Origin of the sequence: Qipengyuania mesophila (assembly GCF_019711655.1) — a bacterium.
In the GTDB taxonomy this organism is placed as follows: Bacteria; Pseudomonadota; Alphaproteobacteria; order Sphingomonadales; family Sphingomonadaceae; genus Qipengyuania; species Qipengyuania mesophila.
Window position 1 is genome coordinate 1,014,030 of record NZ_JAIGNU010000001.1, and the last position, 21,996, is coordinate 1,036,025.

20 protein-coding genes are annotated in these 21,996 nt (G+C 67.7%); 7 read left to right on the forward strand and 13 right to left on the reverse strand.

What is annotated here, in order from left to right:
- Positions 1-11: 11 nt before the first annotated feature.
- Both K3181_RS05145 and K3181_RS05150 read right to left on the reverse strand, forming a co-directional pair.
- Positions 12-1,802, reverse strand: a complete 1,791-nt coding sequence (locus tag K3181_RS05145; protein WP_221601499.1) for a DUF885 domain-containing protein — start codon at positions 1,800-1,802, stop codon at positions 12-14.
- Positions 1,803-1,902: 100 nt separating this feature from the next.
- Complete coding sequence (locus K3181_RS05150; RefSeq protein WP_221601501.1) at positions 1,903-3,699, reverse strand: flavin-containing monooxygenase; 1,797 nt, start codon at positions 3,697-3,699, stop codon at positions 1,903-1,905.
- Between the two features lie 78 nt (positions 3,700-3,777).
- Here K3181_RS05150 and K3181_RS05155 point away from each other — a divergent pair, with 78 nt between their 5' ends.
- Positions 3,778-5,007 carry a cytochrome P450 gene (locus tag K3181_RS05155; RefSeq protein WP_221601503.1) on the forward strand — a complete coding sequence of 410 codons (1,230 nt, stop codon included), beginning with the start codon at positions 3,778-3,780 and terminating at the stop codon, positions 5,005-5,007.
- Between the two features lies 1 nt (position 5,008).
- On the forward strand, positions 5,009-5,998 hold the full coding sequence (locus tag K3181_RS05160; RefSeq protein ID WP_221601505.1) for a glutathione S-transferase family protein: 990 nt from the start codon (positions 5,009-5,011) through the stop codon (positions 5,996-5,998).
- On the opposite strand, the gene hutU is transcribed toward K3181_RS05160, so the two are convergent.
- From hutU to hutI, 4 genes are read right to left on the reverse strand one after another with little or no spacing between them, the layout of a single operon-like run.
- The gene (hutU, locus tag K3181_RS05165) at positions 5,975-7,648 is read right to left on the reverse strand and encodes a urocanate hydratase (RefSeq protein ID WP_221601507.1); all 1,674 of its coding nucleotides are present in this window, start codon (positions 7,646-7,648) and stop codon (positions 5,975-5,977) included. The genes K3181_RS05160 and hutU overlap by 24 nt on opposite strands.
- On the reverse strand, positions 7,645-8,433 hold the full coding sequence (gene hutG / locus K3181_RS05170) for an N-formylglutamate deformylase (RefSeq protein ID WP_221601509.1): 789 nt from the start codon (positions 8,431-8,433) through the stop codon (positions 7,645-7,647). Before hutG ends, hutU begins: the two co-directional genes overlap by 4 nt.
- Positions 8,430-9,962, reverse strand: coding sequence for a histidine ammonia-lyase (hutH, locus tag K3181_RS05175; RefSeq protein ID WP_221601511.1), 1,533 nt, complete (start codon positions 9,960-9,962; stop codon positions 8,430-8,432). Before hutH ends, hutG begins: the two co-directional genes overlap by 4 nt.
- Positions 9,955-11,172, reverse strand: a complete 1,218-nt coding sequence (hutI, locus tag K3181_RS05180; protein ID WP_221601514.1) for an imidazolonepropionase — start codon at positions 11,170-11,172, stop codon at positions 9,955-9,957. Before hutI ends, hutH begins: the two co-directional genes overlap by 8 nt.
- A gap of 65 nt (positions 11,173-11,237) precedes the next feature.
- On the opposite strand from hutI, the gene K3181_RS05185 reads away from it, so the two are divergent.
- A complete protein-coding gene (locus K3181_RS05185; RefSeq protein WP_221601516.1) occupies positions 11,238-12,608 on the forward strand; it encodes a formimidoylglutamate deiminase in 1,371 nt (456 codons plus the stop codon).
- Positions 12,605-13,294, forward strand: a complete 690-nt coding sequence (hutC, locus tag K3181_RS05190) for a histidine utilization transcriptional repressor HutC (RefSeq protein WP_221601518.1) — start codon at positions 12,605-12,607, stop codon at positions 13,292-13,294. Before K3181_RS05185 ends, hutC begins: the two co-directional genes overlap by 4 nt.
- Positions 13,295-13,304: 10 nt before the next feature.
- Here hutC and K3181_RS05195 read toward each other — a convergent pair whose 3' ends face one another.
- Together K3181_RS05195 and K3181_RS05200 are read right to left on the reverse strand one after the other, a co-directional pair.
- Positions 13,305-13,574 carry a hypothetical protein gene (locus K3181_RS05195; RefSeq protein WP_221601520.1) on the reverse strand — a complete coding sequence of 90 codons (270 nt, stop codon included), beginning with the start codon at positions 13,572-13,574 and terminating at the stop codon, positions 13,305-13,307.
- Between the two features lie 74 nt (positions 13,575-13,648).
- Positions 13,649-14,539, reverse strand: a complete 891-nt coding sequence (locus tag K3181_RS05200; protein WP_221601521.1) for an oxygenase MpaB family protein — start codon at positions 14,537-14,539, stop codon at positions 13,649-13,651.
- A 79-nt stretch (positions 14,540-14,618) separates the two neighbouring features.
- On the opposite strand from K3181_RS05200, the gene K3181_RS05205 reads away from it, so the two are divergent.
- The gene (locus tag K3181_RS05205; RefSeq protein WP_221601523.1) at positions 14,619-15,848 is read left to right on the forward strand and encodes an acyl-CoA dehydrogenase family protein; all 1,230 of its coding nucleotides are present in this window, start codon (positions 14,619-14,621) and stop codon (positions 15,846-15,848) included.
- A gap of 5 nt (positions 15,849-15,853) precedes the next feature.
- Here the strand turns inward: K3181_RS05205 and K3181_RS05210 are convergent, their stop codons facing one another.
- The 4 genes from K3181_RS05210 to K3181_RS05225 all read right to left on the reverse strand — a co-directional run bounded on the left by K3181_RS05210 (position 15,854) and on the right by K3181_RS05225 (position 19,967).
- Positions 15,854-16,948: an acyl-CoA dehydrogenase family protein gene (locus tag K3181_RS05210; RefSeq protein ID WP_221601534.1), complete on the reverse strand. Its 1,095-nt coding sequence runs from the start codon at positions 16,946-16,948 to the stop codon at positions 15,854-15,856.
- Positions 16,949-16,991: 43 nt separating this feature from the next.
- Positions 16,992-17,612 (reverse strand): TetR family transcriptional regulator, encoded by a 621-nt coding sequence (locus K3181_RS05215; RefSeq protein WP_221601536.1) that lies wholly within the window; start codon positions 17,610-17,612, stop codon positions 16,992-16,994.
- A gap of 185 nt (positions 17,613-17,797) precedes the next feature.
- Positions 17,798-18,646, reverse strand: a complete 849-nt coding sequence (locus tag K3181_RS05220) for a hypothetical protein (protein ID WP_221601538.1) — start codon at positions 18,644-18,646, stop codon at positions 17,798-17,800.
- Between the two features lie 100 nt (positions 18,647-18,746).
- The gene (locus K3181_RS05225; RefSeq protein ID WP_221601540.1) at positions 18,747-19,967 is read right to left on the reverse strand and encodes a S8 family serine peptidase; all 1,221 of its coding nucleotides are present in this window, start codon (positions 19,965-19,967) and stop codon (positions 18,747-18,749) included.
- Positions 19,968-20,000: 33 nt separating this feature from the next.
- Here K3181_RS05225 and K3181_RS05230 point away from each other — a divergent pair, with 33 nt between their 5' ends.
- Both K3181_RS05230 and K3181_RS05235 read left to right on the forward strand, forming a co-directional pair.
- A complete protein-coding gene (locus K3181_RS05230; RefSeq protein WP_221601542.1) occupies positions 20,001-20,540 on the forward strand; it encodes an RNA polymerase sigma factor in 540 nt (179 codons plus the stop codon).
- Positions 20,537-21,229: an anti-sigma factor gene (locus tag K3181_RS05235; RefSeq protein WP_221601544.1), complete on the forward strand. Its 693-nt coding sequence runs from the start codon at positions 20,537-20,539 to the stop codon at positions 21,227-21,229. Before K3181_RS05230 ends, K3181_RS05235 begins: the two co-directional genes overlap by 4 nt.
- A gap of 109 nt (positions 21,230-21,338) precedes the next feature.
- On the opposite strand, the gene K3181_RS05240 is transcribed toward K3181_RS05235, so the two are convergent.
- Entirely contained in the window at positions 21,339-21,683 is a 345-nt protein-coding gene (locus K3181_RS05240; protein ID WP_221601545.1) for a hypothetical protein, read from the reverse strand.
- Positions 21,684-21,996: the final 313 nt, after the last annotated feature.

Consider the following 21,996-nt stretch of genomic DNA (forward strand, 5'->3'; position numbering starts at 1 on the left):
GGGGGCAGGCCTTACTGGCCGCCACCCGCGATCCAGGCGTCGATCTTGGCTTCGAGCACGGGCAGCGGGATATCGCCCGTGTTGAGCACCTGCTCGTGGAACTTGCGGACGTCGAAATCGTCGCCCAGCGCGGCTTGCGCCTTGGCGCGCAGTTCCTTGATCTTCAATTCGCCCGTCTTGTAGGCGAGCGCCTGCGCGGGCATCACGATGTAGCGCGCGGTCTCGCTCTCGGCGAAGTCGCGCGGCTGGCCGTTGGCGACCATGTATTCGATCGCCTTCTCGCGGCTCCAGCCGAGCGCATGCATGCCCGTGTCGACGACCAGCCGGACGGCGCGCAGCAATTCGCCGCCCTGCAGCGCTTCGAGCCGGTGGACGGGATCGTCGTAGAGCCCGAGCTCATAGCCGAGGCTCTCGGCATAGAGGCCCCAGCCCTCGCTGAAGGCGGTGAAGCCGCCGTAGCGCATGAATTCGGGCAGATCCTCGTTCTCGATCGCGAACATCGACTGGAAATGGTGCCCCGGATTGCCTTCGTGCATGTAGAGGTTGATCGAGGTCCCGAGCTTGCGTTCGGCGACGTTGTAGCCGCTGAAATAGAATATGCCCGGACGCGTGCCGTCGGCCTTGCCCGACATGTAGCTGGCGGCGAGGTTGAACTTCTCGCGATAGGGTTCGTAGGGCTCGATCTTCAGTTCGGTCTTCGGCTGGCGCAGGAAGACCTTTTCCATCAGCGGATCGACCTGTTCGGCGACATCGTACCACGCCTGCTGGAGGTCAGCCTTGGTGGTGTAGGTTTCGGCGGTGCGGCCGTTGGCCTCGGCCTTGGCGGCATCGATCGCCGCATTGATGCGCGCCACTTCGGAGAGGCCGGTCTGGTGGACCTCCGCCGCGGTCAGCGGCAGCGTGGTCATCTCGGCGATGCGATAGGAATAGTAATCATCGCCGCCCGGATTGGCGGTCGCCGCGATCGTCTCGCGCGCCTGCGAGAGATAGTCGTTGGCGAGGTAATCGCGCAGCTTCTGCAGCGCGGGGAACAGCGTGTCGGTCAGCACCGCACGATGCTCTTCGGTCAGCGCAGCGCGGTCGGCCTCGGCGATGGAGTCGGGGAAATTTGCCACCGGCGCCCAGTAGGGACTCGCCTCGGGACCTGCCGAAAGTTGCGTATCGAGCTGCTGGATCATCAGCTCGACCGACATGCGCGGCAGGGTGATCCCCGCGCCCGCGCCGGTGCGGAAGCGGTCGATCACCTGGTCGACGATCTTCGCGAATTCGCGGTGACGGGCGAAATTGTTGCGGTAGTCCTCGGCCGTGTCGAAGGGCATCAGCGCGCCCGGCGCGGAGAGGCGCGGGTAGAAGACGTGCAGCCCGCGGAAATGGTCCATCGGCAGCGCGAGCACGGTCGGGAACACGTTGGGCGCGGTCTGGACGAGCTGGCGCTGCTGCGTGTATTCGAAGGTGTCGTAGGCGATCTTGTCGGTCGCGCCGAGCACTTCGCGGTCGATCCCGGCGAGCGCGGCGAGGTTGGCCTTCGCCGCCTCGGTTTCCTCGACATAGGATGCGGCGGAATAGTCGCCGAGCTTGTCGGCATCGGTGAAATCGCCGCGGAAGAAGGCGGCGAAGGGATTGCGCTTGAGATAGGCCGCCTCGCTCGCCTCGAACAGGGCGTGGAGCTGGTGGGTGGCGTGTTCGCCGGCGGACATGCTCGCGTGATGCTCGGCATGGTCCTGCGCGAAGGCGGCTGGCGCGGAGACGGTGGCACAGGCGATGGCGATCGCCGAAGCGAAGCGAGTGAGTTTAGTGGTCATGTGAATCTACCCCAAGCAAATCAGGGCGCGAGGCTAGCGGGGGCGGAGCCTGCGGCAAAGCCCCTTCGACCAACCGTCCAACAGGGTCCGCGAACGGCGTTCAGCCGAACTCGAGTCCTTCGAAGGTGCCCGATCTGCGCCACTGGTCGATATGGCTGAAGAACCCCATCGCGCCGGCGGGATGGCCCATGGCGAAGCGCTCCTGCTCGCCATAGCCCTGTCCCTCGTTATTGTAATAGCCGGGGGTACATTCGGTGCTGCCGAGCCGCGCGCCCGGACCGGTCAGCAGGAATTCGATCCACTTGCTCTCGGCCTCCGCGCTCGGCTCGACCGTGGCGTGGCCCTTGTCCTCGGCATGTTTGACCACGCAGGCGACGGTGTCGGCATGGTCGACGAGATTGTGGGGGTAATTGGCGATGAAGGCCGCCGCCTGGTTCTGCTGGACGAAGAACATGTTGGGGAAGCCGTGGACGTGGAGGCCGTGGAAGCTCTTCATCCCGCCCGCCCAATAGTCCGACAGCTTCTGCCCGCCGCGTCCGGTGACGTCGTAACCCGCGCGCTCGGTGAAATCGGTGCCGACCTCGAAGCCTGACGCGTAGACGATGCAGTCGACCTCGTATTCCTTGCCGTTCGCCACAACACCTTTCGCGGTGATCCGCTCGACCCCCTTGCCGTCGGTGTCGACCAGATGGGTGTTGGGGCGGGTGAAGGCCTGCAGATATTCGTCGTGGAAGCACGGGCGCTTGCACAGCTGGCGGTACCAGGCCTTGAGCTTCTCGCCCGCCTCGCCGCCCACGATGGCCTCGGCGCGCGCGCGGATCTCGCTCATCTTCTCGTTATCGGCATCCTCGAAGGCGGCCATGATCCCCTCTGGCGTGCGCTGTTCGGGCGGCATGTCGATGACCTGCGCACGGATACGCTTGCCGAGATCGGTCCAGCCGTCGTCGACGAGGTCTTCGGCGGGGAAGCCGACGCCGAGATTGGCGACGAAATTCTCCTGCCACGCCTTCTGCCAGCCGGGACCGGTGACGCTGTCGAACCAGTCGCGTTCGAGCGGGCGGTTGTTGCGCTCGTCGACCGAGGACGGGGTGCGCTGGAAGACGAACAGCTCCTGCGCATCGCGCGCGACGTTGGGCACGACCTGGACCGCGGTGGCGCCAGTACCGATGATGGCCACGCGCTTGTCGGCCAGCCCGGTCATCGGATCGCCTTCGGGCGTCCCGCCGGTATAGCCATAGTCCCAGCGGCTGGTGTGGAAGCTCTTGCCTTCGAACAGTTCGATCCCCGGCAGTCCGGGGAGCTTGGCGACATGCAGCGGACCGGTGCCCATGCCGACGTATTTGGCGGTGAATGCGTCGCCGCGGTCGGTGCGCACGATCCAGACCTTGCGCGCCTCGTCCCATTCGAGGTCCGTCACCTGCGTATGGAACAGGGCGTTGCCGTAGAGACCGTATTGCCGGCCGATGCGGCTGCAATGGTCGCGGATCTCGGGGGCGTGGGCGTATTTCTCGCTCGGCATGTGCCCGGTTTCCTCGAGCAGCGGCAAGTAGATCATGCTCGCCGTGTCGCATTGCGCGCCGGGATAGCGGTTCCAGTACCAGGTGCCGCCGAAATCGCCGCCCTTCTCGACAATGCGATAGTCGGTGATCCCGGCTTCCTTCAGCCGCGCGCCAACCACGAGGCCGGCAAAGCCGCCGCCGATGAAGGCGAAGGTGACGTGATCGGTCACCGGATCGCGCTCCACGCGCGGGGTATAGGGATCGGTGGCGAGGTCGGAGAACTCGCGTTCGAGCCGGACGTATTGCGCCGAACCGTCGGCGCGCAGGCGCTTGTCGCGCTCCTCGGCATATTTGCGCCGCAGCGCGTCCTTGTCGATTGCCGGTGCCGTAGTTGCCATCCTGCCTCTCCTCCCTCGATTTCAGAGTGACACATTCGTTGTACTATGCAACCTTTCTCCGCAGGAGAGGAGAAGGCTATGGCTACGCTGGCCGATCGCCCGGTCACGCATGTCGACCTCGGTGACAACGCACTCTACACCGAGGACAGGTGGCGCGAGCCCTTCGCCAGGCTGCGCGAGGAGGCACCGCTGAGCTGGCGTGCGGACAGTCCCTTCGGCGCCTATTGGTCGGTGGTGACACATGGCCTCGTCCAGGAGGTCGAGCTCGACTGGGAGACCTTCTCCTCGAGCTGGGACCGCGGCAACATCACCATCGCCGACGACGTCAACGACAGCGCCTTCCCCAATTTCATCGCGCAGGACCCGCCGATCCACACCGCACAGCGCAAGGTGATCGCGCCCGCCTTCTCGCCGAGCCACATGAACGAGAGGGAAGTGCAGGTCCGCGAACGCTGCGCCATGCTGCTCGACGGGCTGCCCATGGGCGAGACCTTCGACTGGGTCGAACAGGTCTCGATCCCGATGACCATCGGCATGCTGCTGATCCTGTTCGACATGCCCTATGACGAATGGCGCGACATCAAGCGGTGGTCGGACTGGGCGAGCGGGGTTTCGGCGGACAATCTCAACGAGGAGTATTTCGCCGAGTTCATGACCCAGATGGGCCAGATGCTCGCGCGATTCGACGTGGAACTCGAGGACCGCCGGGCCAAGCCACCCGCCGACGATTTGCTCAGCCGCATGGTCCATTCGGAAGCCATGGGGAACATGGAGCCGATGGAGCGCATCGCCAATATCGCGCTGCTGATCGTCGGCGGCAACGACACCACGCGCAATTCGATGAGCGGGCTGGTCCATGCGCTCGACCTCTATCCCGAGCAGCTCGACGTGCTCCACGGCAACCTCTCGCTGGTGCCCAATGCCGCGCAGGAGATCATCCGCTGGCAATCGCCCGTCACCCACATGCGCCGCACCGCCACGCGCGATACCGTGCTCGCCGGGCAGGAAATCCGCGAGGGCGAGAAGGTCGTGATGTGGTATATCTCGGCCAATCGCGACGAGAGCGTGTTCGCCGATGCCGAGCGCTTCGACGTGACCCGCGCCAATGCCCGCCGCCACCTCGCCTTCGGCCACGGCATCCATCGCTGCGTCGGGGCGCGCCTGGCCGAAATCCAGATCGGCACGCTGATCGAGGAGGTGGTCGCCCGGGGCTGGCGCATCATGCGGCAGGGCGAACCGGTCCGGCTCGCCAGCCCGTTCCTCCACGGCTTCACCGAAATGCCGGTCAGGATCGAGGCGCGCGGCTGAGATGTATTCGCTCTACGGCGCCCTCGCCTCGCCCTATTCGATGAAGATGCGCAGCCTGCTACGCTACCGCCGGATCCCCTTCGAATGGGTCGACGGCGCCGCGGCGCGCGAGGCGCTGGCGCGTGTGAAGGCCCCGGTCATCCCCGTGCTCGCCTTTCCCGACGGGCGCTATGCCAACGATTCCACGCCGCTGATCTACGAGCTCGAACGGCTGCATGCCGGGCGCAGCGTGGTGCCGGACGATCGCGCCATCGCCTTCCTCGCGCATCTGCTCGAGGACTTCGCCGACGAATGGATGACCAAGCCGATGTTCGGCTATCGCTGGCTGGAGGATGTCGACCAGGTCCAGATGAGCCGCTGGCTCGCCTTCGACAATCTCCATGGCGGCGGGGTCGAAACCTCGCAGGCCGCGGCGGAGGCCTTTCGCCAGCGGCAGGTCGGACGGATGGCAATGGTGGGCTGCACGCGGGAGAATTTCCCGCTGATCGAAGCCTCGACCCGCGCGGTGCTCGAAGTCCTCGAGAAGCACGTCACGAACGCCTTTTTCCTCTTCGGCAGCCGCCCGAGCCTCGCCGAGTTCGGGCTCTACGGCCAGCTGTCGCAGCTCGGCGTCGATCCCACGCCGCAAGCGATGATGCGCGCCGACTACCCCTATGCCTACCGCTGGCTGTCGCACATGGACGACCTCTCGGGCGTGGTCGGCAGCTGGGCGGAGGAGCCCTGCGATGCGGCGCTCGCGCTGGCGAGGCTGTCGGGCGAGATCTACGCGCCTTTCCTCGCGGCCAATGCGGCGGCGCTCGAGGCGGGCGAGGAGAGCTTCGGCTTCCGCGCCATGGGTCACGAGTATCGGCAGGGCACGTTCAAGTACCAGGCCAAGTGCCTCGCCGATCTGCGCCATCGCTACGGCGCGCTCGACGAGGGCCAGCGCGCGCGTGTGGACGGCTGGATCAGGCCGGCGTGGCGCGACCTACTCGCCCAGGATCGCGGGTAGCCGCAGCCCCTTCTCGCGCGCGCAGTCCACGGCGTCCTCGTAGCCGGCGTCGGCGTGGCGCATGACGCCGGTGGCGGGGTCGTTCCACAGCACGCGTTCGAGCCGCCGCGCCGCGTCCTCGGTCCCGTCGGCGACGATCACCATTCCGGCGTGCTGGCTGAAGCCCATGCCGACGCCGCCGCCATGGTGGAGGCTGACCCAGGTCGCGCCGCTGGCGGTGTTGAGCAGGGCATTGAGCAGCGGCCAGTCGCTTACCGCGTCGCTGCCGTCCTTCATCGCCTCGGTCTCGCGGTTGGGGCTGGCGACCGATCCGCTGTCGAGATGGTCGCGTCCGATCACCACCGGCGCCTTCAACTCGCCGCTCGCGACCATTTCGTTGAACGCCATGCCGAGCCGGTGGCGGTCGCCCAGCCCGACCCAGCAGATTCGCGCGGGGAGGCCCTGGAAGGCGATCCGTTCGCGCGCCATGTCGAGCCAGTTGTGGAGGTGATGGTTGTCGGGCAACAGCTCCTTCACCTTGGCGTCGGTCTTGTAGATGTCCTCCGGATCGCCCGAGAGCGCGGCCCAGCGGAACGGACCCACGCCGCGACAGAACAGCGGGCGGATATAGGCGGGGACGAAACCGGGGAAGGCGAAGGCATTCTCGAGCCCTTCCTCGAGCGCGACCTGGCGGATGTTGTTGCCATAGTCGAGCGTCGGCACGCCCGCATCCCAGAAGGCGAGCATGGCCTCGACCTGCTTGCGCATCGAGGCACGCGCGGCCTTCTCCACCGCCTTGGGGTCGCTCTCGCGCTTGGCACGCCATTCGCCCATGGTCCACCCTTCGGGGAGGTAGCCGTTGACCGGGTCGTGCGCACTGGTCTGGTCGGTGACCACATCGGGGCGCACGCCGCGCCTGACCAGCTCGGGGAAGACTTCGGCGGCATTGCCGAGCAGGCCGACCGACTTGGCCTCGCCCGCGGCGGTCCATTTCGCGATAAGGGCGAGCGCCTCGTCCACGGTCTCAGCCTTCTCGTCGAGATAGCGCGTGCGCAGGCGGAAATCGATGCTCTCAGGATTGCATTCGACCGCGAGGCAGCAGGCCCCCGCCATGACCGCGGCGAGCGGCTGCGCGCCGCCCATCCCGCCGAGCCCGCCGGTGAGGATCCACTTGCCGGTGAGGTCGCCGCCGTAGTGCTTGCGCCCGGCCTCGACGAAGGTCTCGTAGGTCCCCTGCACGATGCCCTGCGTGCCGATGTAGATCCAGCTGCCCGCGGTCATCTGGCCGTACATCATCAGGCCCTTGCGATCGAGTTCGCTGAAGTGGTCCCAGTTCGCCCAGTGCGGGACGATGTTGGAATTGGCGATGAGCACGCGCGGCGCATCGCTATGCGTGCGGAAGACGCCGACGGGTTTGCCCGACTGGACCAGCAGCGTCTCCTCGTCCGACAGCGTCCTGAGGCTCGACAGGATCGCCTCGAAATCGCTCCAGCTCCGCGCCGCGCGGCCGATGCCCCCATAGACGACCAGTTCGTCGGGGTTCTCGGCCACCGCGCGGTCGAGATTGTTCTGGATCATGCGGAACGGCGCCTCGGTCTGCCAGCTGCCGCAGGTGAGGTCGGGCCCGGTGGGCGCCTTGATCTCGCGGGCGTTGCGGCGGTCGATACTCATGCAAACTCTCCGAAGGTGCTCTCGATACCGGCGAAGACCTCGGCGAGCGTGTCGCGCAGGTCGGCGGCGGTGTCGGGGCAGTAGGCGAAGGGCGGTTCTTCCGCCTTCAGATAGGTCTTCTGCGCGATCTCCATCTGGACCGCGTGGATGTTTTCGGCCGGGCGGCCGTAGTGCCGCGTCGTCCAGCCGCCGCGGAAGCGCCCGTTGAGGACGTGGCTGTAGGGGCCGTTGAGGCAGGCCATCGCCACGGCGCGTTCGATCGCGGGCGCGCAGGTGGCGCCATTGTTCGTGCCGATATTGAGGTCGGGCAGCGTGCCGTCGAACAGGAATGGCAAGTGCGACTGGATGGAATGGCAGTCGTAAAGCACCGCGAAGCCATGCGCCGCGCGCACCCGCTCGAGCTCGGCCTGCAGCGCCGCGTGATAGGGCGCGTGGAACAGCTCGCGGCGACGCGCGATCTCGGCCTCGTCGGGCTCCTCGTGCCAGATCGGCCGGTTCTCGAAATCGACCATGGGCACGAGCCCGGTGGTGTTCTGCCCCGGATAGAGGCTTGCCCCGTCGGGCGGGCGATTGGCATCGATCACGTAGCGATTGAACTCGGCGCGGACCACGCTCGCCTCGGGCGCGAGCCCTTCGTAGAGCTGCGGGATATGCCAGTCGGTGTCGGCGAGCATGGCGCCGCGCTCGGTCAGATTGGCGCGGATATCCTCGGGCACGAAACTCCCCGAATGCGGCTGCGCGAGCACGAGCGGCGAGCTGCCGCGAACGACGGTCACCGGGTTCACGGTGCGAAATCCGCAATGGTCTCGGCGGCGATCCCCTCCGCCAGCACCTGCCCGCCCAGCAGATCGGCCATGGCAGCGATGTCGGGCTCCATCAGGCGATCGCCGGTGAGCGCGGGCGAGGCGGCGCGGATGCGCTCCATCGTCGCCTGGAGCGTCGCGCTGGTTTCCAGGGGGGCGCGGCATTCGATGCCCTGTGCGGCGGTCATCGCCTCGATCCCGAGGATGGCGGCGAGATTGGCGTTCATCTCGAACAGGCGGCGCGCGCCGTGGCAGGCCATCGAGACATGGTCTTCCTGATTGGCCGAGGTCGGCGTCGAGTCGACCACGCGCGGGTTGGCGAGCGCCTTGTTCTCGCTCATCAGCGCGGCGCTGGTGACCTCGGCGATCATCAGCCCCGACTGCAGCCCCGGCGACGGCGCGAGGAAGGCGGGCAAGCCGAAGCTCAATGCCGGATCGACCAGCAGCGCAATGCGGCGCTGCGCGATCGCGCCGATCTCGGACACGGCGATGGCGATGCCGTCGGCCGCCATGCCGACCGGCTCGGCGTGGAAATTGCCGCCCGAGACGATCGCCCCGTCGCTGAGCACCAGCGGGTTGTCGGTCGCGGCATTGGCCTCGACCCGCAGCACATTGCCCGCGTGGGCGAGCTGGTCGAGGCAGGCGCCGATCACCTGCGGCGCGCAGCGCAGGCAATAGGGATCCTGCACGCGCAGATCGTCCTCGAGGTGGCTCTCGCGGATCTGCGAACCGGCGAGCAACGCACGGATCGTGCGCGCCGAGACGATCTGGCCGCGATGGCCGCGCAAGGTATGGATTTCGTCGCGGAAGGGCGCGGTCGAGCCCATCGCCGCGTCGAGCGAGAGCGCGGTGGTGACCAGCGAATTGACCGCCAGCCGCCAGCTGTCGAACAGCGCCGCGAGCGCGAGGCCGGTCGAGACCTGCGTGCCGTTGAGCAGCGCGAGACCCTCCTTCGCTTCGAGCACGAGCGGTTCGAGCCCGGCGCGCTGGAGCGCTGCACCCGCCGCCATCCGCTCGCCCTTGTAGAAGGCGTCGCCCTCGCCGATCAGCGTCGCGGCGACATGCGCCAGCGGAGCGAGGTCGCCCGAAGCGCCGACCGAGCCCTTTTCGGGCACCACGGGGATGATATCGGCTTCGACCAGCTGCTGCAGCCGTTCGACCACGACGGGGCGCACGCCCGAGGCGCCGCGCCCGAGCGAAAGGCATTTGAGCGCGATGATGAAACGGACGATTTCGGGCGCGAGCGGTTCGCCGAAGCCGGCGCTGTGCGAGAGCACCAGATTGCGCTGGAGCGTGCCGAGGTCGGTCGCGCCGATGCGCACGCTGGCAAGCTTGCCGAAGCCGGTATTGACCCCGTAGATCGCCTCGCCCGACCCGAGCGCCGCGGTTAGCCGCTCGGCGGAAGCCGCGACATCCGCCATTGCCGCGTCATCGATCCGGAAGGCGCCGGTCGAGCGATAGAGCGCTTCGAGTTCGGCCAGCCCGAGCGATCCGGGCGCAAGGTCATGCATCGTGATAGTGTCCTGCGGTGATCCGGCCGCGCAGCAGGCGCCCGCCGATCCAGTAGCTGAGAAAATCGGGATGCTCGGTGTCCCACACGGCGAGATCGGCGCGCTTGCCCGGCTCGATCGTGCCGTATTCAGCCTCGAGACCCAGCGCCTTCGCGCCGTTGCGCGTCGCGCCGGCAAGCGCCTCCTCGGCGGTCATGCGGAACAGCGTGCAACCCATGTTCATGGCGAGGCGGAGCGAGGACAGCGGCGAGCTGCCGGGGTTGCAATCGGTCGCCAGCGCCATCGCCACGCCGGCCTCGCGGAGCGCATCCATCGGCGGCAGCCGCGTTTCACGCAGCGCGTAGAAGGCGCCGGGGAGCAGCACGGCGACGACGCCCTTCTCGGCCAGCAGCGGCGCATCCCCGGGCGCGAGCCATTCGAGATGGTCGGCCGAGAGCGCATCGTATTCGGCGGCGAGGACCGCCCCCTTGAGGTCGCTCAATTGCTCGGCGTGGAGCTTCACCCTTATGCCCAATTCGCGGGCCGTGTCGAAGACGCGGCGGATCTGCGCGGGCGAGAAGCCGATCCCTTCGCAAAAGCCGTCGACCGCATCGACCAGCCCTTCGGCGGCGGCGGTCTCGAGCCCGGGGATGGCCACCTCGTCGATATAGCGGTCCGCCTCGCCCTCGAATTCGGGCGGCAGCGCATGCGCGGCGAGCCAGCTTGTGCGGATGTGCACCGGGCGCTCGCCTTCGATCGCGCGCGCGACGCGGAGCATGCGCAATTCGTGCGCGATGCTGAGGCCGTAGCCAGACTTGACCTCGACCACCGCGACCCCGTCGGCGAGCAGGTCGTCGACCCGGCGCAGCGCCTCGGCGAGCAGCTCGTCGTCGCTGGCGTCGCGCGTGGCGGAGACCGTCGAGCGGATACCGCCCCCGGCGCGCGCGATCTCCTCGTAGCTGGCACCTTCGAGCCGCAGCGCGAATTCACGGCTCCGGTCGCCGCCGAAGACGAGATGCGTATGGCAATCGACCAGCGCCGGGGTGACCAGCGCACCGCCGAGATCGACCTGTTCCCAAACCGCATGATCGACAGGCAGGTCGCCGCGCGCTCCGATCCAGGCGATCCGGCCTTCCGCCACCACGACCGCTGCATCCTCGACCAAGCCATAGCCGCGCTCGCCCTCGACCAGGGTCGCAGCGCTGCAATGGGTGAAGACTCGGCCGGTCATGCTCTTGCGTGGCTCCTCTCTGTGTGATTATGTATGCACATAATATGCGAAAGGCGCAACGGCCAATGGGCAGCATCATCTCGGCGCGGCAGGTTCTCACGCCATCGGGCTGGCTCGCCGACCAGGCGATCCATATCGACGATGCGGGCACGATCAGCGAGGTCTCGCCGCGCGGCTTCGATGCGGCGCAGGCGGTCGGCACCGCCCTGCCCGGGCTCGCCAATGTCCATACGCACAGCTTCCAGCGCGCCATGGCGGGGCTGGCCGAAGCGCGCGGACCGGCAGGCGCGGACGATTTCTGGGCCTGGCGGCAGGTCATGTACCGCTTCCTCGACGTGCTCACCCCCGAGCATATCGAGGCGATCGCCGCGCTGGTGCAGCTCGAAATGGCCGAGGCCGGATACAGCGCCTCGGCCGAGTTCCACTATCTCCATCATCGCGTCGGCGGCGGGCATTTCGACGACATGGCCGAAACCTCGCGCGCGATCTTCGCCGCGAGCGAGGCGAGCGGCATCGGACTCACCCACCTCCCCGTGCTCTACAGCCATGGCGGGCTCGACGGGCGCGAACTGAAGGGCGGGCAATTGCGCTTCGGCTGTACCGTGGGCGAATTCGAGACGCTCTATACGCGCATCGCCGAAGCCGCGCGCGGACTGCCCGCTGACTTCCGCCTCGGGATCGCCCCGCACTCGCTGCGCGCGGTCGACCGCGCCGGGCTCGACGCCTGCCTCGCACTTTGTCCCTCCGGCCCGACCCACATCCACGCCGCCGAGCAGGTCAAGGAAGTCGAGGAGGTCGAGGCACATCTCGGCGCGCGCCCCGTGCGCTGGCTGCTCGACAATCTGACCATCGACGAACGCTGGTGCCTGATCCATGCGACGCATTGCGACGCGGGCGAGGTCGCCGGCCTCGCGGCTTCCGGGGCGGTCGCCGGCCTGTGCCCGACCACCGAAGCCAATCTCGGCGACGGCATCTTTCCCGCGCGCGACTATCTCGCGGCGGGCGGGCGCTTCGGGGTGGGATCGGATTCGAACATCCGCATCGCGGTGGCCGAGGAACTGCGCATGCTCGAGGTCTCGCAGCGGCTGGCGCACCGTCAGCGTGCGGTGCTGAGCGACGATGCCACGCGCTCGACCGGACGCTATCTCTACGAACGCGCCGCGCGCGGCGGCGCGCAGGCGATCGGGCGCAATGCCGGGGCGATCGAGGCCGGTAGGCTGGCAGACGTTGTTGCATTGCGCGACGATCTGCCCTTCCTCGACTGGCCGCAGCCCGACCAGCGGCTCGATGCTTGGATCTTCGGCGTCGAGGGCCGCGCGGTCAGCGACGTCTGGTCCGCCGGGCGCCACATCGTGCGCGGCGGGGAGCATGTCCGTGCGGACGAAATTCGAACGCGCTTCGCACGCGTAATCCGCGAGCTGGGCGCGGCGCTGTGAACGCCCGGACGCATCGCGGCATCCGCGAGGCGATCCGCGCGCGCATCGTCGCGGGCGAATGGCAATTGGGCGAGCTGATCCCCGGCGAGGTCGAATTCGCCGAGGAATACGCCTGCTCGCGAACCACGGTGAACCGCGCGCTGCAGGCGCTCGCCGAAGAAGGCATGGTCGAGCGCAAGCGCAAGGGCGGTACGCGCGTGCGCCCGCTGCCCCTGCCGCAGGCGCAGCTCCGCATTCCCTTGCTGCGCGAGCAGGTCGAGGACGCCGGTGGGGCCTATCGCTGCGAGGTCGTCGACCGCCGGATCGCGCGCGCGCCGGATGCAATCGCCGAACGGCTCGACACGGGAGAGGCCAAGGCGGCCTATCTCGAGACGCTCCACCTCGCCGACGAGCGCCCCTTCGCTTTCGAGACGCGGTGGATCAACCTCGCCGCCGTGCCACAATTCGCCGAGGCCGATCTCGGCGAGTTGAGCGCCAACGAATGGCTGGTGCGCACGGTCCCCTTCACCCGCGGTGAGGTCGCGCTTTCGGCGGCGACCGCCGAGGGGCGGATCGCCGACCTGCTGGGGACCGAGGAAGGGGCAGCGCTGTTCACCATGGATCGCACAACCTGGCTCGACGACCATCCGGTCACCACCATGCGGCTGCATTACCCGCCGGGCTACAGGCTCGAATTCGCGATCTAGTCCAGCGGGCTCAAGCCTCGTCGTCCTCGGCTGCCCCCGCCAGCAAATCGCCGAAATTGCGCGCGGCCTCGCGTTCCGCCTCGGTCTTGAAAGCGACATCGAGGTCGGGTGCCGCGTCGAAGAGGTGCAGCAGCGCCCATAGGGCAAAGCGCTTGCCCGGATCCTTCTCGAGCCCGAGGTCGACGCGGCAGTGCTCGATCCCGGCGGCAAGCGCGTCGGGCGAGATGGCAGTGAGGTCGTCCGAAGCGAAGTAGCGGCGCAGGAGATCGTCGAGATGCATGGCGCGCAAGATAGGCGGTCGCGCGGGCGCGGCAAGGCGCCGATCGTGCTTTCCCGGCGAAGTTTGCGGCTGCGCTACCGCCAGGCAGTGTTGCCGGGCAGGCGGAGGCGGAGCGCCGCGCGATAGGCGGGGGAGGCGGGGTCGACCTTCCGATCGGCCATCTTGCCGAACAGCTTCACCAGCAGGCGCTCGCGCAGCGAGAGGTCCCACTCGCGGCCCAGTTCGAGCTTGCGGCGGACGATCGGCGGCAGGATGTCGACCGCGGCGCGCGCCAGCGCACGGTGGATGAAGCGCGGGATTTCTGGGCGCGCCCTGCCCGAGGCGATGATCTCAAGGAATTCGAGATTGATCGGATGCGGCTCGAAGCGCGGCAGCAGCCGCTCCATCATGGCGAAGAACTCGGCTTCCGAATGGGGGATCTCGGTGACGCCATACAGGCGCGGGATCTCGTCCCCACCATTCCAGTAGGCGTGTTTCTCCGCCTCGGAGAGGCGGTGGACGAAACGGTCGTAGGCGGTCAGGAAGCCATATTGCGCGGTCGCCGAAACCCAGTCGAGCAGTTCGGGATCCTGCGCCGAATAGGCCTCTCCCCTGGGCGTCACGCCCGCGACCTTTGCATGCATCCGGTTGACCCCGCCGATGACCCGACGCGCTACGCTTTTCGGCCCGTAGACGCCGACCATGGCGGCCATGCCGGTGCGCTGCGAACGCCCGATCGGGTCGACCGGATAGACCGAATGATCCCACACGCCCGAGCGGATGCGCGCATCGGCGAATTCGAGCAGGACCGCGGCCACCCCGCCGACCGCCAGCGCGATCTCGTTCTTGAAGATGCGCCAATGCATCGAGTCGGGCGCGTAATAGGCCTCCTCACCCGCCGGCCTGGTGAAGTCGATTTCGGTCGGCGTCGGGCTCTGCCGGGGTGCCTCACCCCCGGCGGCGCTCAGAGTTGCGTGCTCGTTCATCATCTTCCCCACCCTGAAACATTGACGGCCAAGGCCGAGCTGTTATCAGGCCTGATAATCATCGGCAAATGGATAGGGCATGAATCTCGACTGGTCTCCCCAAGAGAAGGCTTTCGCGGCCGAGATCGCGGATTTCTGCGCTCGCGAACTGACCGACGACATCCGCGACGCGGGACGCCATACAACCAGCGTCTATCCCGATCACGAAGCCTCGATGGCGTGGCAGGCGAAGCTCCACGCCGCCGGGCTGGCGGCACCGCACTGGCCGGAAGAGCATGGCGGACGCGACTGGTCGGTGGCGCAGCATTATCTCTTCGCCAATGCCATGGCCCAAGCGCGCGCGCCGTCGCTCTCGCCGATGGGCATCCACATGGTCGCGCATGTCATCGCCGCCTTCGGCACGCCGGAGCAGCGCGCATATTTCCTCCCGCGCATCCTTACCGGCGAGATATTCTTCTGCCAGGGCTATTCCGAACCCAATGCCGGATCGGACCTCGCCGCATTGCGGATGAGCGCAGTCCCCGATGGCGGTGATTTCATCCTCGACGGATCGAAGATCTGGACCACGCATGCGCAAGAGGCGAACTGGATGTTCTGCCTCGTGCGCACCAGCAACGACGGCCGCAAGCAGGAGGGCATCACCTTCCTCCTCGTGCCGATGGACCAGGACGGGGTGACCGTGCGTCCGCTGACGATGCTGTCGGGCGAGACGGTGCAGAACCAGGTCTTCTTCGATGATGTCCGGGTGGCGCAGGCAAACGTCATCGGCGAGGTCGATCGCGGCTGGCAGGTCGCCAAATATCTGCTCGAATTCGAACGCGGGGGCGGCGCCTATTCGGCTGGGCTCAAGATCAGGGCGCAGGCCATCGCCGACAATACGCGCGCGCAGGAGGTGGGCGGCCATTCGCTGCTCGACCATGGCGATTTCGGCCAGCGATTGGCGCGCGCCATGATCCGCATCGACGTGCTCGAAGTGCTCGAACTGAAGCTGCTGTCCTCTGCGGGGCGGGGCGAGAGCGTCGGCCCGATGGCCTCGCTGATGAAGATCATGGGCACCGAGCTGGCGCAGCACCTGACAGAACTCGCACTCGAGGCGGCGGGACCGAGCGGTACCGTCTTCCAGCCGCATCCGACACGACCCGGGGCGGAGATTCCCGGCTACGAGCCGCCAGAGGACGGTTACGTCTCGGGCGAGCCGTGGCAGGCGATCGCGCCGCTGCGCTATCTCAACGAGCGCGCCGCTTCGATCTATGCCGGGTCGAACGAAATCCAGCGCAACATCCTTGCACGGCACGTCCTCGGGCTTTAACGCCCTCAGGCCGAAAGCCGCCGCTCGCGATAGCGCTCGACGTGGGCCGCCGCGCTGCCGAGCCGGTGCTCGATCACCGTGGCGCGTTTGAAATAATGGCCGACGCGCAGCTCCTCGGTCAGCCCCATCGCGCCATGCAGTTGCAATGCCTCCTGCCCGATCTTGCGCAGGCCGTCCGATACGGTTGCCATCGCGGCCGAAACCGCGTCGGGTTGGTCGGGCTTGAGCGTCGCCAGCAGCGCTGCCGCCTCGATCTCCTGCGACTTGGCCCACATGTCGACCATGCGGTGCTGCAGCGCCTGGAAAGAGGCTATGGCGACGCCGAATTGTTCGCGCTCCTTGGCGTAGGCGACGGTATCGGCGACCATCACCGCGGCGATCCCGGCAGCCTCGGCACAGGTCGCGGCGCGCGCACGGTCGACGGCGGCGGATAACGCGGCGAGCACGCCCTCCCCCTGTGCGATGCAGCGATCGTCTTCGAGTTCGAGCCCGTCGAGCAGCAGGTCGGCCGAGGGCGTGTCGTCGATCAGTGCAAAGGGCTTCAGGCCATCGCGGAAACGCGCGGGCTCGACGGTGAAGAGCGCCAGCCCCTCCCCATCGATCAGGGCGGGAACGAGGACGATATCCGCCTGCGCTGCGAAGTCGACCACTAGCTTCGTGCCCGACAACCGCCAACCGCCCTCTATGCGATCGGCCTGCGCGGCGACGCGCGCGACCTCGCCCCGCGTCTGCGGTTCCTCGATTGCGGTGACGACCAGCATGTCCCCGGTTGCGATCCGGCGCACGAGATCGTCGCAGCCCAGGTTCGCGAGCAATGCGGCAGAGAGGACGTGGCAGGGCACATAGGGCGTCACCGCAAGCGCGCGGCCGAGCGCACCGGCAACGATCATCTCGCTTTCGGGGCCTCCACCGAACCCGCCGAGATCTTCGGCCAGGCCCGCCACGCCCACGCCGAGTTCGTCGTCCAGACCCTCCCAGAAATCGAGGAAGGCCTCGCCCTCGCATTGCGTGCGGCGTGCCTCGAAAGTCAGGTGCTTCGCGAGGTAGCGGTCGAGCGACTGGCGCAGCAATTCCTGCTGCTGGTCGAGTTGGAGATCCATGCCGCGACTATGCCTCGCGGCGAGTAATTATCAAGGCTGATAATCAGGCAAGCAGGCCCGCCATCAGCGTTTCGACCGTGTGTGCCTTGTAGCGTTCATGGAGCGCATCGTCGGCACCCGGGATTCCGCCGAACACCGCCGAAAGGGTGAAACGGTTGGAATAGAGCCCGTCGGCCGAGCCGATGGTGTTGAAATAGAACAGCTTGGGATCGACCTTGCGGAACTCGCCCGCCGCGATGCCCTCCTGGATGATCGAGTGCTGCGCCTGGGCGATCGGCTTGAGAAGCTCTTCGGCGATGTGGTGGACGCGCTCGGGCGAGGCATCGCGGACCATCGCCTGAATCAGACGGTTGAGATAGGGAATCCGGTAGTAGGTCTCGAGGATGCCTTCGAGATGGATGCGCATCTTCTCGGTCGGCGTGGCGTCCATCCGCAGGAGCGCGCCGAGCTGGCGGATGCGCACGCCCACATCGCGGTCGAGCAGCGCGAGAAGCATGCCTTCCTTGCTGCCGAAATAGTAGCGGATCATCCCATGATTGACCTCCGCGCGCGCGGCGATGTCGAGGATGCCGACTTCGATCGTGTCGAGTTCGCGCATCAGCGAGCTGGCGGCCTCGAGCAGCGTGTCGCGGATCGTGCCCTTGGCAGGCTGCTTTTCGGCCATGTGGGATCGTCCGCGCTTCATGCCCGACTCCATGGGCATTTCGCCCGGTCAAAGCAATCTCCGGGCGGCAGTTACCAGACGTGACGAAGCCTGTCGCGCTGACGCGCCAGCGGCCTGCCAACGACAAGAGCGGCCGGGCCGCGCTGACCCGACCGCCCTATCCTGCCGCGTCGCGGCGCTCGGCGTTACTCGGCGGTATCGTCGGCTGGCTTCGACGCCGCGCCCGAAGCAGAGCCTTCGCCCATCACCAGCGCGTTGCCGCTGACTGCGAGATCGGCTGCAGGAACCGCGAATTTGCGTCCCTTGGCTTCGACCACGACCTGCTCGACGCGGCCGCGCGAGTCGCTGACGAGCTGGCGTACCTTGCCCACCGGCGCGCCCTGCGGCGAAAGCACCGGCATGTCCGGGCTCACGGCGAAGGCGCCATCACCCGCGGCTGCCCCGCTGCCCGCGGCGGCAAGCATGCCGTTGCCGAGACCGGTCGAGCCATTGCCCGAGGCCGCGCCACTGCCCGATCCCATGGCCGAGAGATTTCCGGCCTGCGACGTCAGGTTCCCGGCGCGATCGCGCGCCGCACCGACTGCGGGCGTCGCCAGATTGCGGGCGGTCGAGACGCCGTCACGCGCCCGGCCCACGCCCCGACCCGCGAGGTCACGCACCGCATCGGTGCCGACGAGCTGCGCATCGGCGCTGCCCGAACCCGAGGCCTGGCCGCTGCCCGAGGCGGACCCCGAAGCCGAACCCAGCGGAGAACCGATAACCTGGTCGGTCGTCGCGGCCGCCCCGGTGTCGAGCGAGCGGTCGAGCGATACTTCGCCCGAACGGCGATCGACATTCTGACTACCGCTCGTGCGGGCATTGCCGCGCAGCGTACCGCGCGTCGCCGAACGCAGCGTGCCGGTCGTGCTCTGGGTGATCGGACCGACGCGGCCGGTCACCTGGCCGAGACCCGAGCCCGAGAGGAGCTGGGCATGCGCCTGCGGCGCCGCGGCGAGTGCGGTCATGGTCGCTGCTGCGAGGAAGAGCTTTTTCATGATGAGGTCCTTTCTGCCGCAGGGCGCCGGGAGGGGGGCGCCTGCTTCGGAAAGGAAACGAACCGGCTCGGCGGCTTAATCCGCGCCTATGCAAATTTTTTCAGCGCCCCCTGCAATCCCCGCACAGCAGGCCACGCCCGTAGACCGGGTCGACGCCCTTCTTGCCGAGGTCCTCGGCTTCGCCGTCGAGCGCGCTGCGCCAGTCGCGGCCGCGGTCGAGCGCCCGGGCGAGCCGCGCGGCGACCAGCGGGGTCGCGAAAGAGGTGCCGCGCAGGCCGATGCGCTTGCCCTTCGCGTTGATCCCGCGAATGTCCGCACCGGGTGCGGCATAGTCCAGATGCAGCGCATGACCCGCCTCGATCAGCGCGCGGCGCTTGCCGTCGACGGCGGTGACCGCGATCACGCCGTCATAGCTCGCGGGATAGGCGGGCGGCGCGGCCGGCCCGTCATTGCCGACTGCTGCGACGACCACAACGCCGCGCTTGCGGGCGCCCGCGATGGCGCGTTCGAGCACCGCGTTCCGCGGACCGACGAGACTGATGGTCACGACCTTGCTGCCCTGCCCCACCAGCCAGCCGAGCCCGCGGGCGATGGCGAGCGCATTGCCGCCCGCGCTGTCGGTGCCATAGACATCGGCGACACGGATCGGCCCCGGATGCTCCGAAGCGAGCAGCGAGGCCACCGCGCTGCCGTGATTGCTCGGATAGGGCGCACCCTCGGCGAAACCGCGCGTGGCGACAACGGGCACGGATTTGCCCGGCGCACCGTCGATCATGCCCACCGGCGTGCTGCCCGCACCGCTCCCCGCCGCGGCGAGAGCGAGCGGAACCGGGCCCGCGCTTCCCGACTGGAAATGGAGATTGTCGGGCGCGATTGTGACCGAGGGGAGGATCCGCTCGAGCGCGTGTTCGGCCTCGCCAAGCTCCAGCCCCGCGGGCACGCGCAGACGGCTGACGCGCATCCCGAGGTCCGCCAGGTCGACCGTCTCGAGCAGGACGAAACCCTCTGCCCCCGCCTTGGCGAGCGCGTCCGCGCTTGCGTCGAGCAGCAGCACTTCGCCGCGCCGCGCGGGCTCGCCACGTGAGTCGAGTGCGATCGTGTCGCCATTGCGGCGCACCAGCCGGTCGATCGTGCGCAGCCGGTCGCGAGCAAGGTCGCGCGCGGTCCGGCTGGTACTCTCGAGCGTATTGTCGGCCAGATCGCCGACCTGCTCGAGCACGCCCCCCACACGCGGCAGTTGGACGCCCGACAGGCCGACCTGGGCGGCGAGCGGTGTCGCGAGCGCCGCCAGAACGAGGGAAATCGGGGAAATTCGGGGCATCGGTTGCGTTCTTTGGTCCAATTCGCATTAAGCATGGATGAAACGGGTGGGGTCATCCGTTTAATCCACGGAAGGCAGAAACCTCTGAACCCATCGTTCGAGCAGGACTTGCTGGCAATGCTGCCCCGGCTGCGTCGTTTCGCTGCCGGCCTTTGCGGCAATCCGGCCGACGGTGACGACCTCTGCCAGATGAGCATCGAGCGCGCGCTCGCCAATCGCGACAAGTGGCAGGACGGCACGCGGCTCGACAGTTGGATGTATCGGATCATGCGCAATCTCTGGATCGACGAAGGCCGGGCAAGTTCCCGCCGCCGCGAAACTTTCGTCGCGGAGGAAGCAGGCCTGTCGGTCGGCGGCGATGGCGCGCAGGAATCGGCGGTCGAGCTGTCGATGGTCGATCGTGCCATGCAGCAATTGCCCGAGGAACAGCGCGAGGCGGTGTTGCTGGTGATGGTGGAAGGCTATGCCTACAAGGAGGCCGCGGCAATCGTCGGCTGCCCCGTGGGCACGCTCAATTCGCGGCTCGTGCGCGGGCGCGACGCGCTTCTCGAAATCCTGGGAGAAAAGGCATGACCATCGCGCGCGAGGACATTGCCGCCTTTGCCGACGGCCAGCTGACGGGGGAACGCGAAGCCGAAGTGGCCGCAGCGATCGCCGCCGATCCGGACCTGCAGCGCGAGGTCGAGGCGCATCGCGCGCTCAGGGCCCGGCTCGCGGGACACTTCGCGCCGATCGCGGAAGAACCGGCGCCCGACGCGCTGGCCGCCATGCTCGCACCCAGGCCCGCCGAGGTGGTCGATCTGGCCGCCGCCCGCGAACAGCGCGAGATGAAGCGCAGCCTGCCGCGCTGGAGCTGGGTCGCCGGGCCGGCAATCGCCGCCGCGCTGGCGCTGGCACTGTTCCTTCCGCGCGGCGGCGCGCCCGAGGGCTATGCCGACACCCAGCTCGCCGCCGTGCTCGACAGCCAGCTGGTTGCCGAGCAGGCCGCGGATTCCGACACGCGCGTTCTCCTCAGTTTTCGCGATCGCGACGGCGACTTCTGCCGCGCCTTCAGCCGCGATGCGGGGAGCGGGATTGCCTGCCGCGATGCGCATGGATGGAAACTCGAAGCACGCGGCGACGGCGCGCGGCAGGCGGACACCGACTACCGCATGGCGAGCGCCAGCAATGCCGAGATCCTCGCCCGCGCGCAGGCGATGGCCGACGGCCCTGCTCTCGACGCCGAGGCCGAAGCCCGCGCCCGCGCCGACGGCTGGCGCTGACTTTCCGACAGCGCGCGCAAAAGAAGGACCGGCACTGGGCCGGTCCTTCGGGGATCGGCGATCGCCCGGGGGGTAGGGACGGAAGCGATCGCCAGGGAGATGCGGGCGGTCAGTCGAGGAGATGGACCGTGCCCTGGCGATAGCCGCGCTTCGCCATGTCGTGGACGTAGTCCTCGCGTTCGTGCTTGAGTTCGTGGGCATATTCCTCCCACGCGTCGCGCCGGTCCTCGAGATCGCTCGCCCGGCGCAGGTCGCTCGACAGCTCCTTCTGCGTCTCGGCGACATCGATCCGGTAGTCGAACCACAGACTGTTCTCGATTCCCGCGATCGGGTGGGTGAGGATCAAGCGCTCCTCGGCACGCGCAAGCTTCTCTTCGTGCAGCATGGGCACGGCAGCGCTCGCCGCGCCGGCCAGACCCAGGGCGATCAGCGAAAGCATGGCGTTGGTTCTCATGTCGGTTCTCCTTCGTGGTGCAGGCGGTGCGAGGCCTGCTCGAAGGGGAAACGGCCCAGCTGCCGGGCTTAATCCATCGATGGAGAATTCTTGTGCTGGAGAAGCGGCAGACGGGCTGCGTTCGCGCACCGACCACGGTCGCGAGACGTCGGAATCCGGCTGTTCTCAGCAAAGATCGAGAGATGGTGCGGAAGAGGCACCGCATCCAGCGGCCTAAAGAACTGAATTTACTGTGATTATCGGGTCTGCAGTCTCGCAAGGCCGCAATTGAGCCCGCATTAAGCGGTAACACTTTGATTTACTTTTGTTTTTG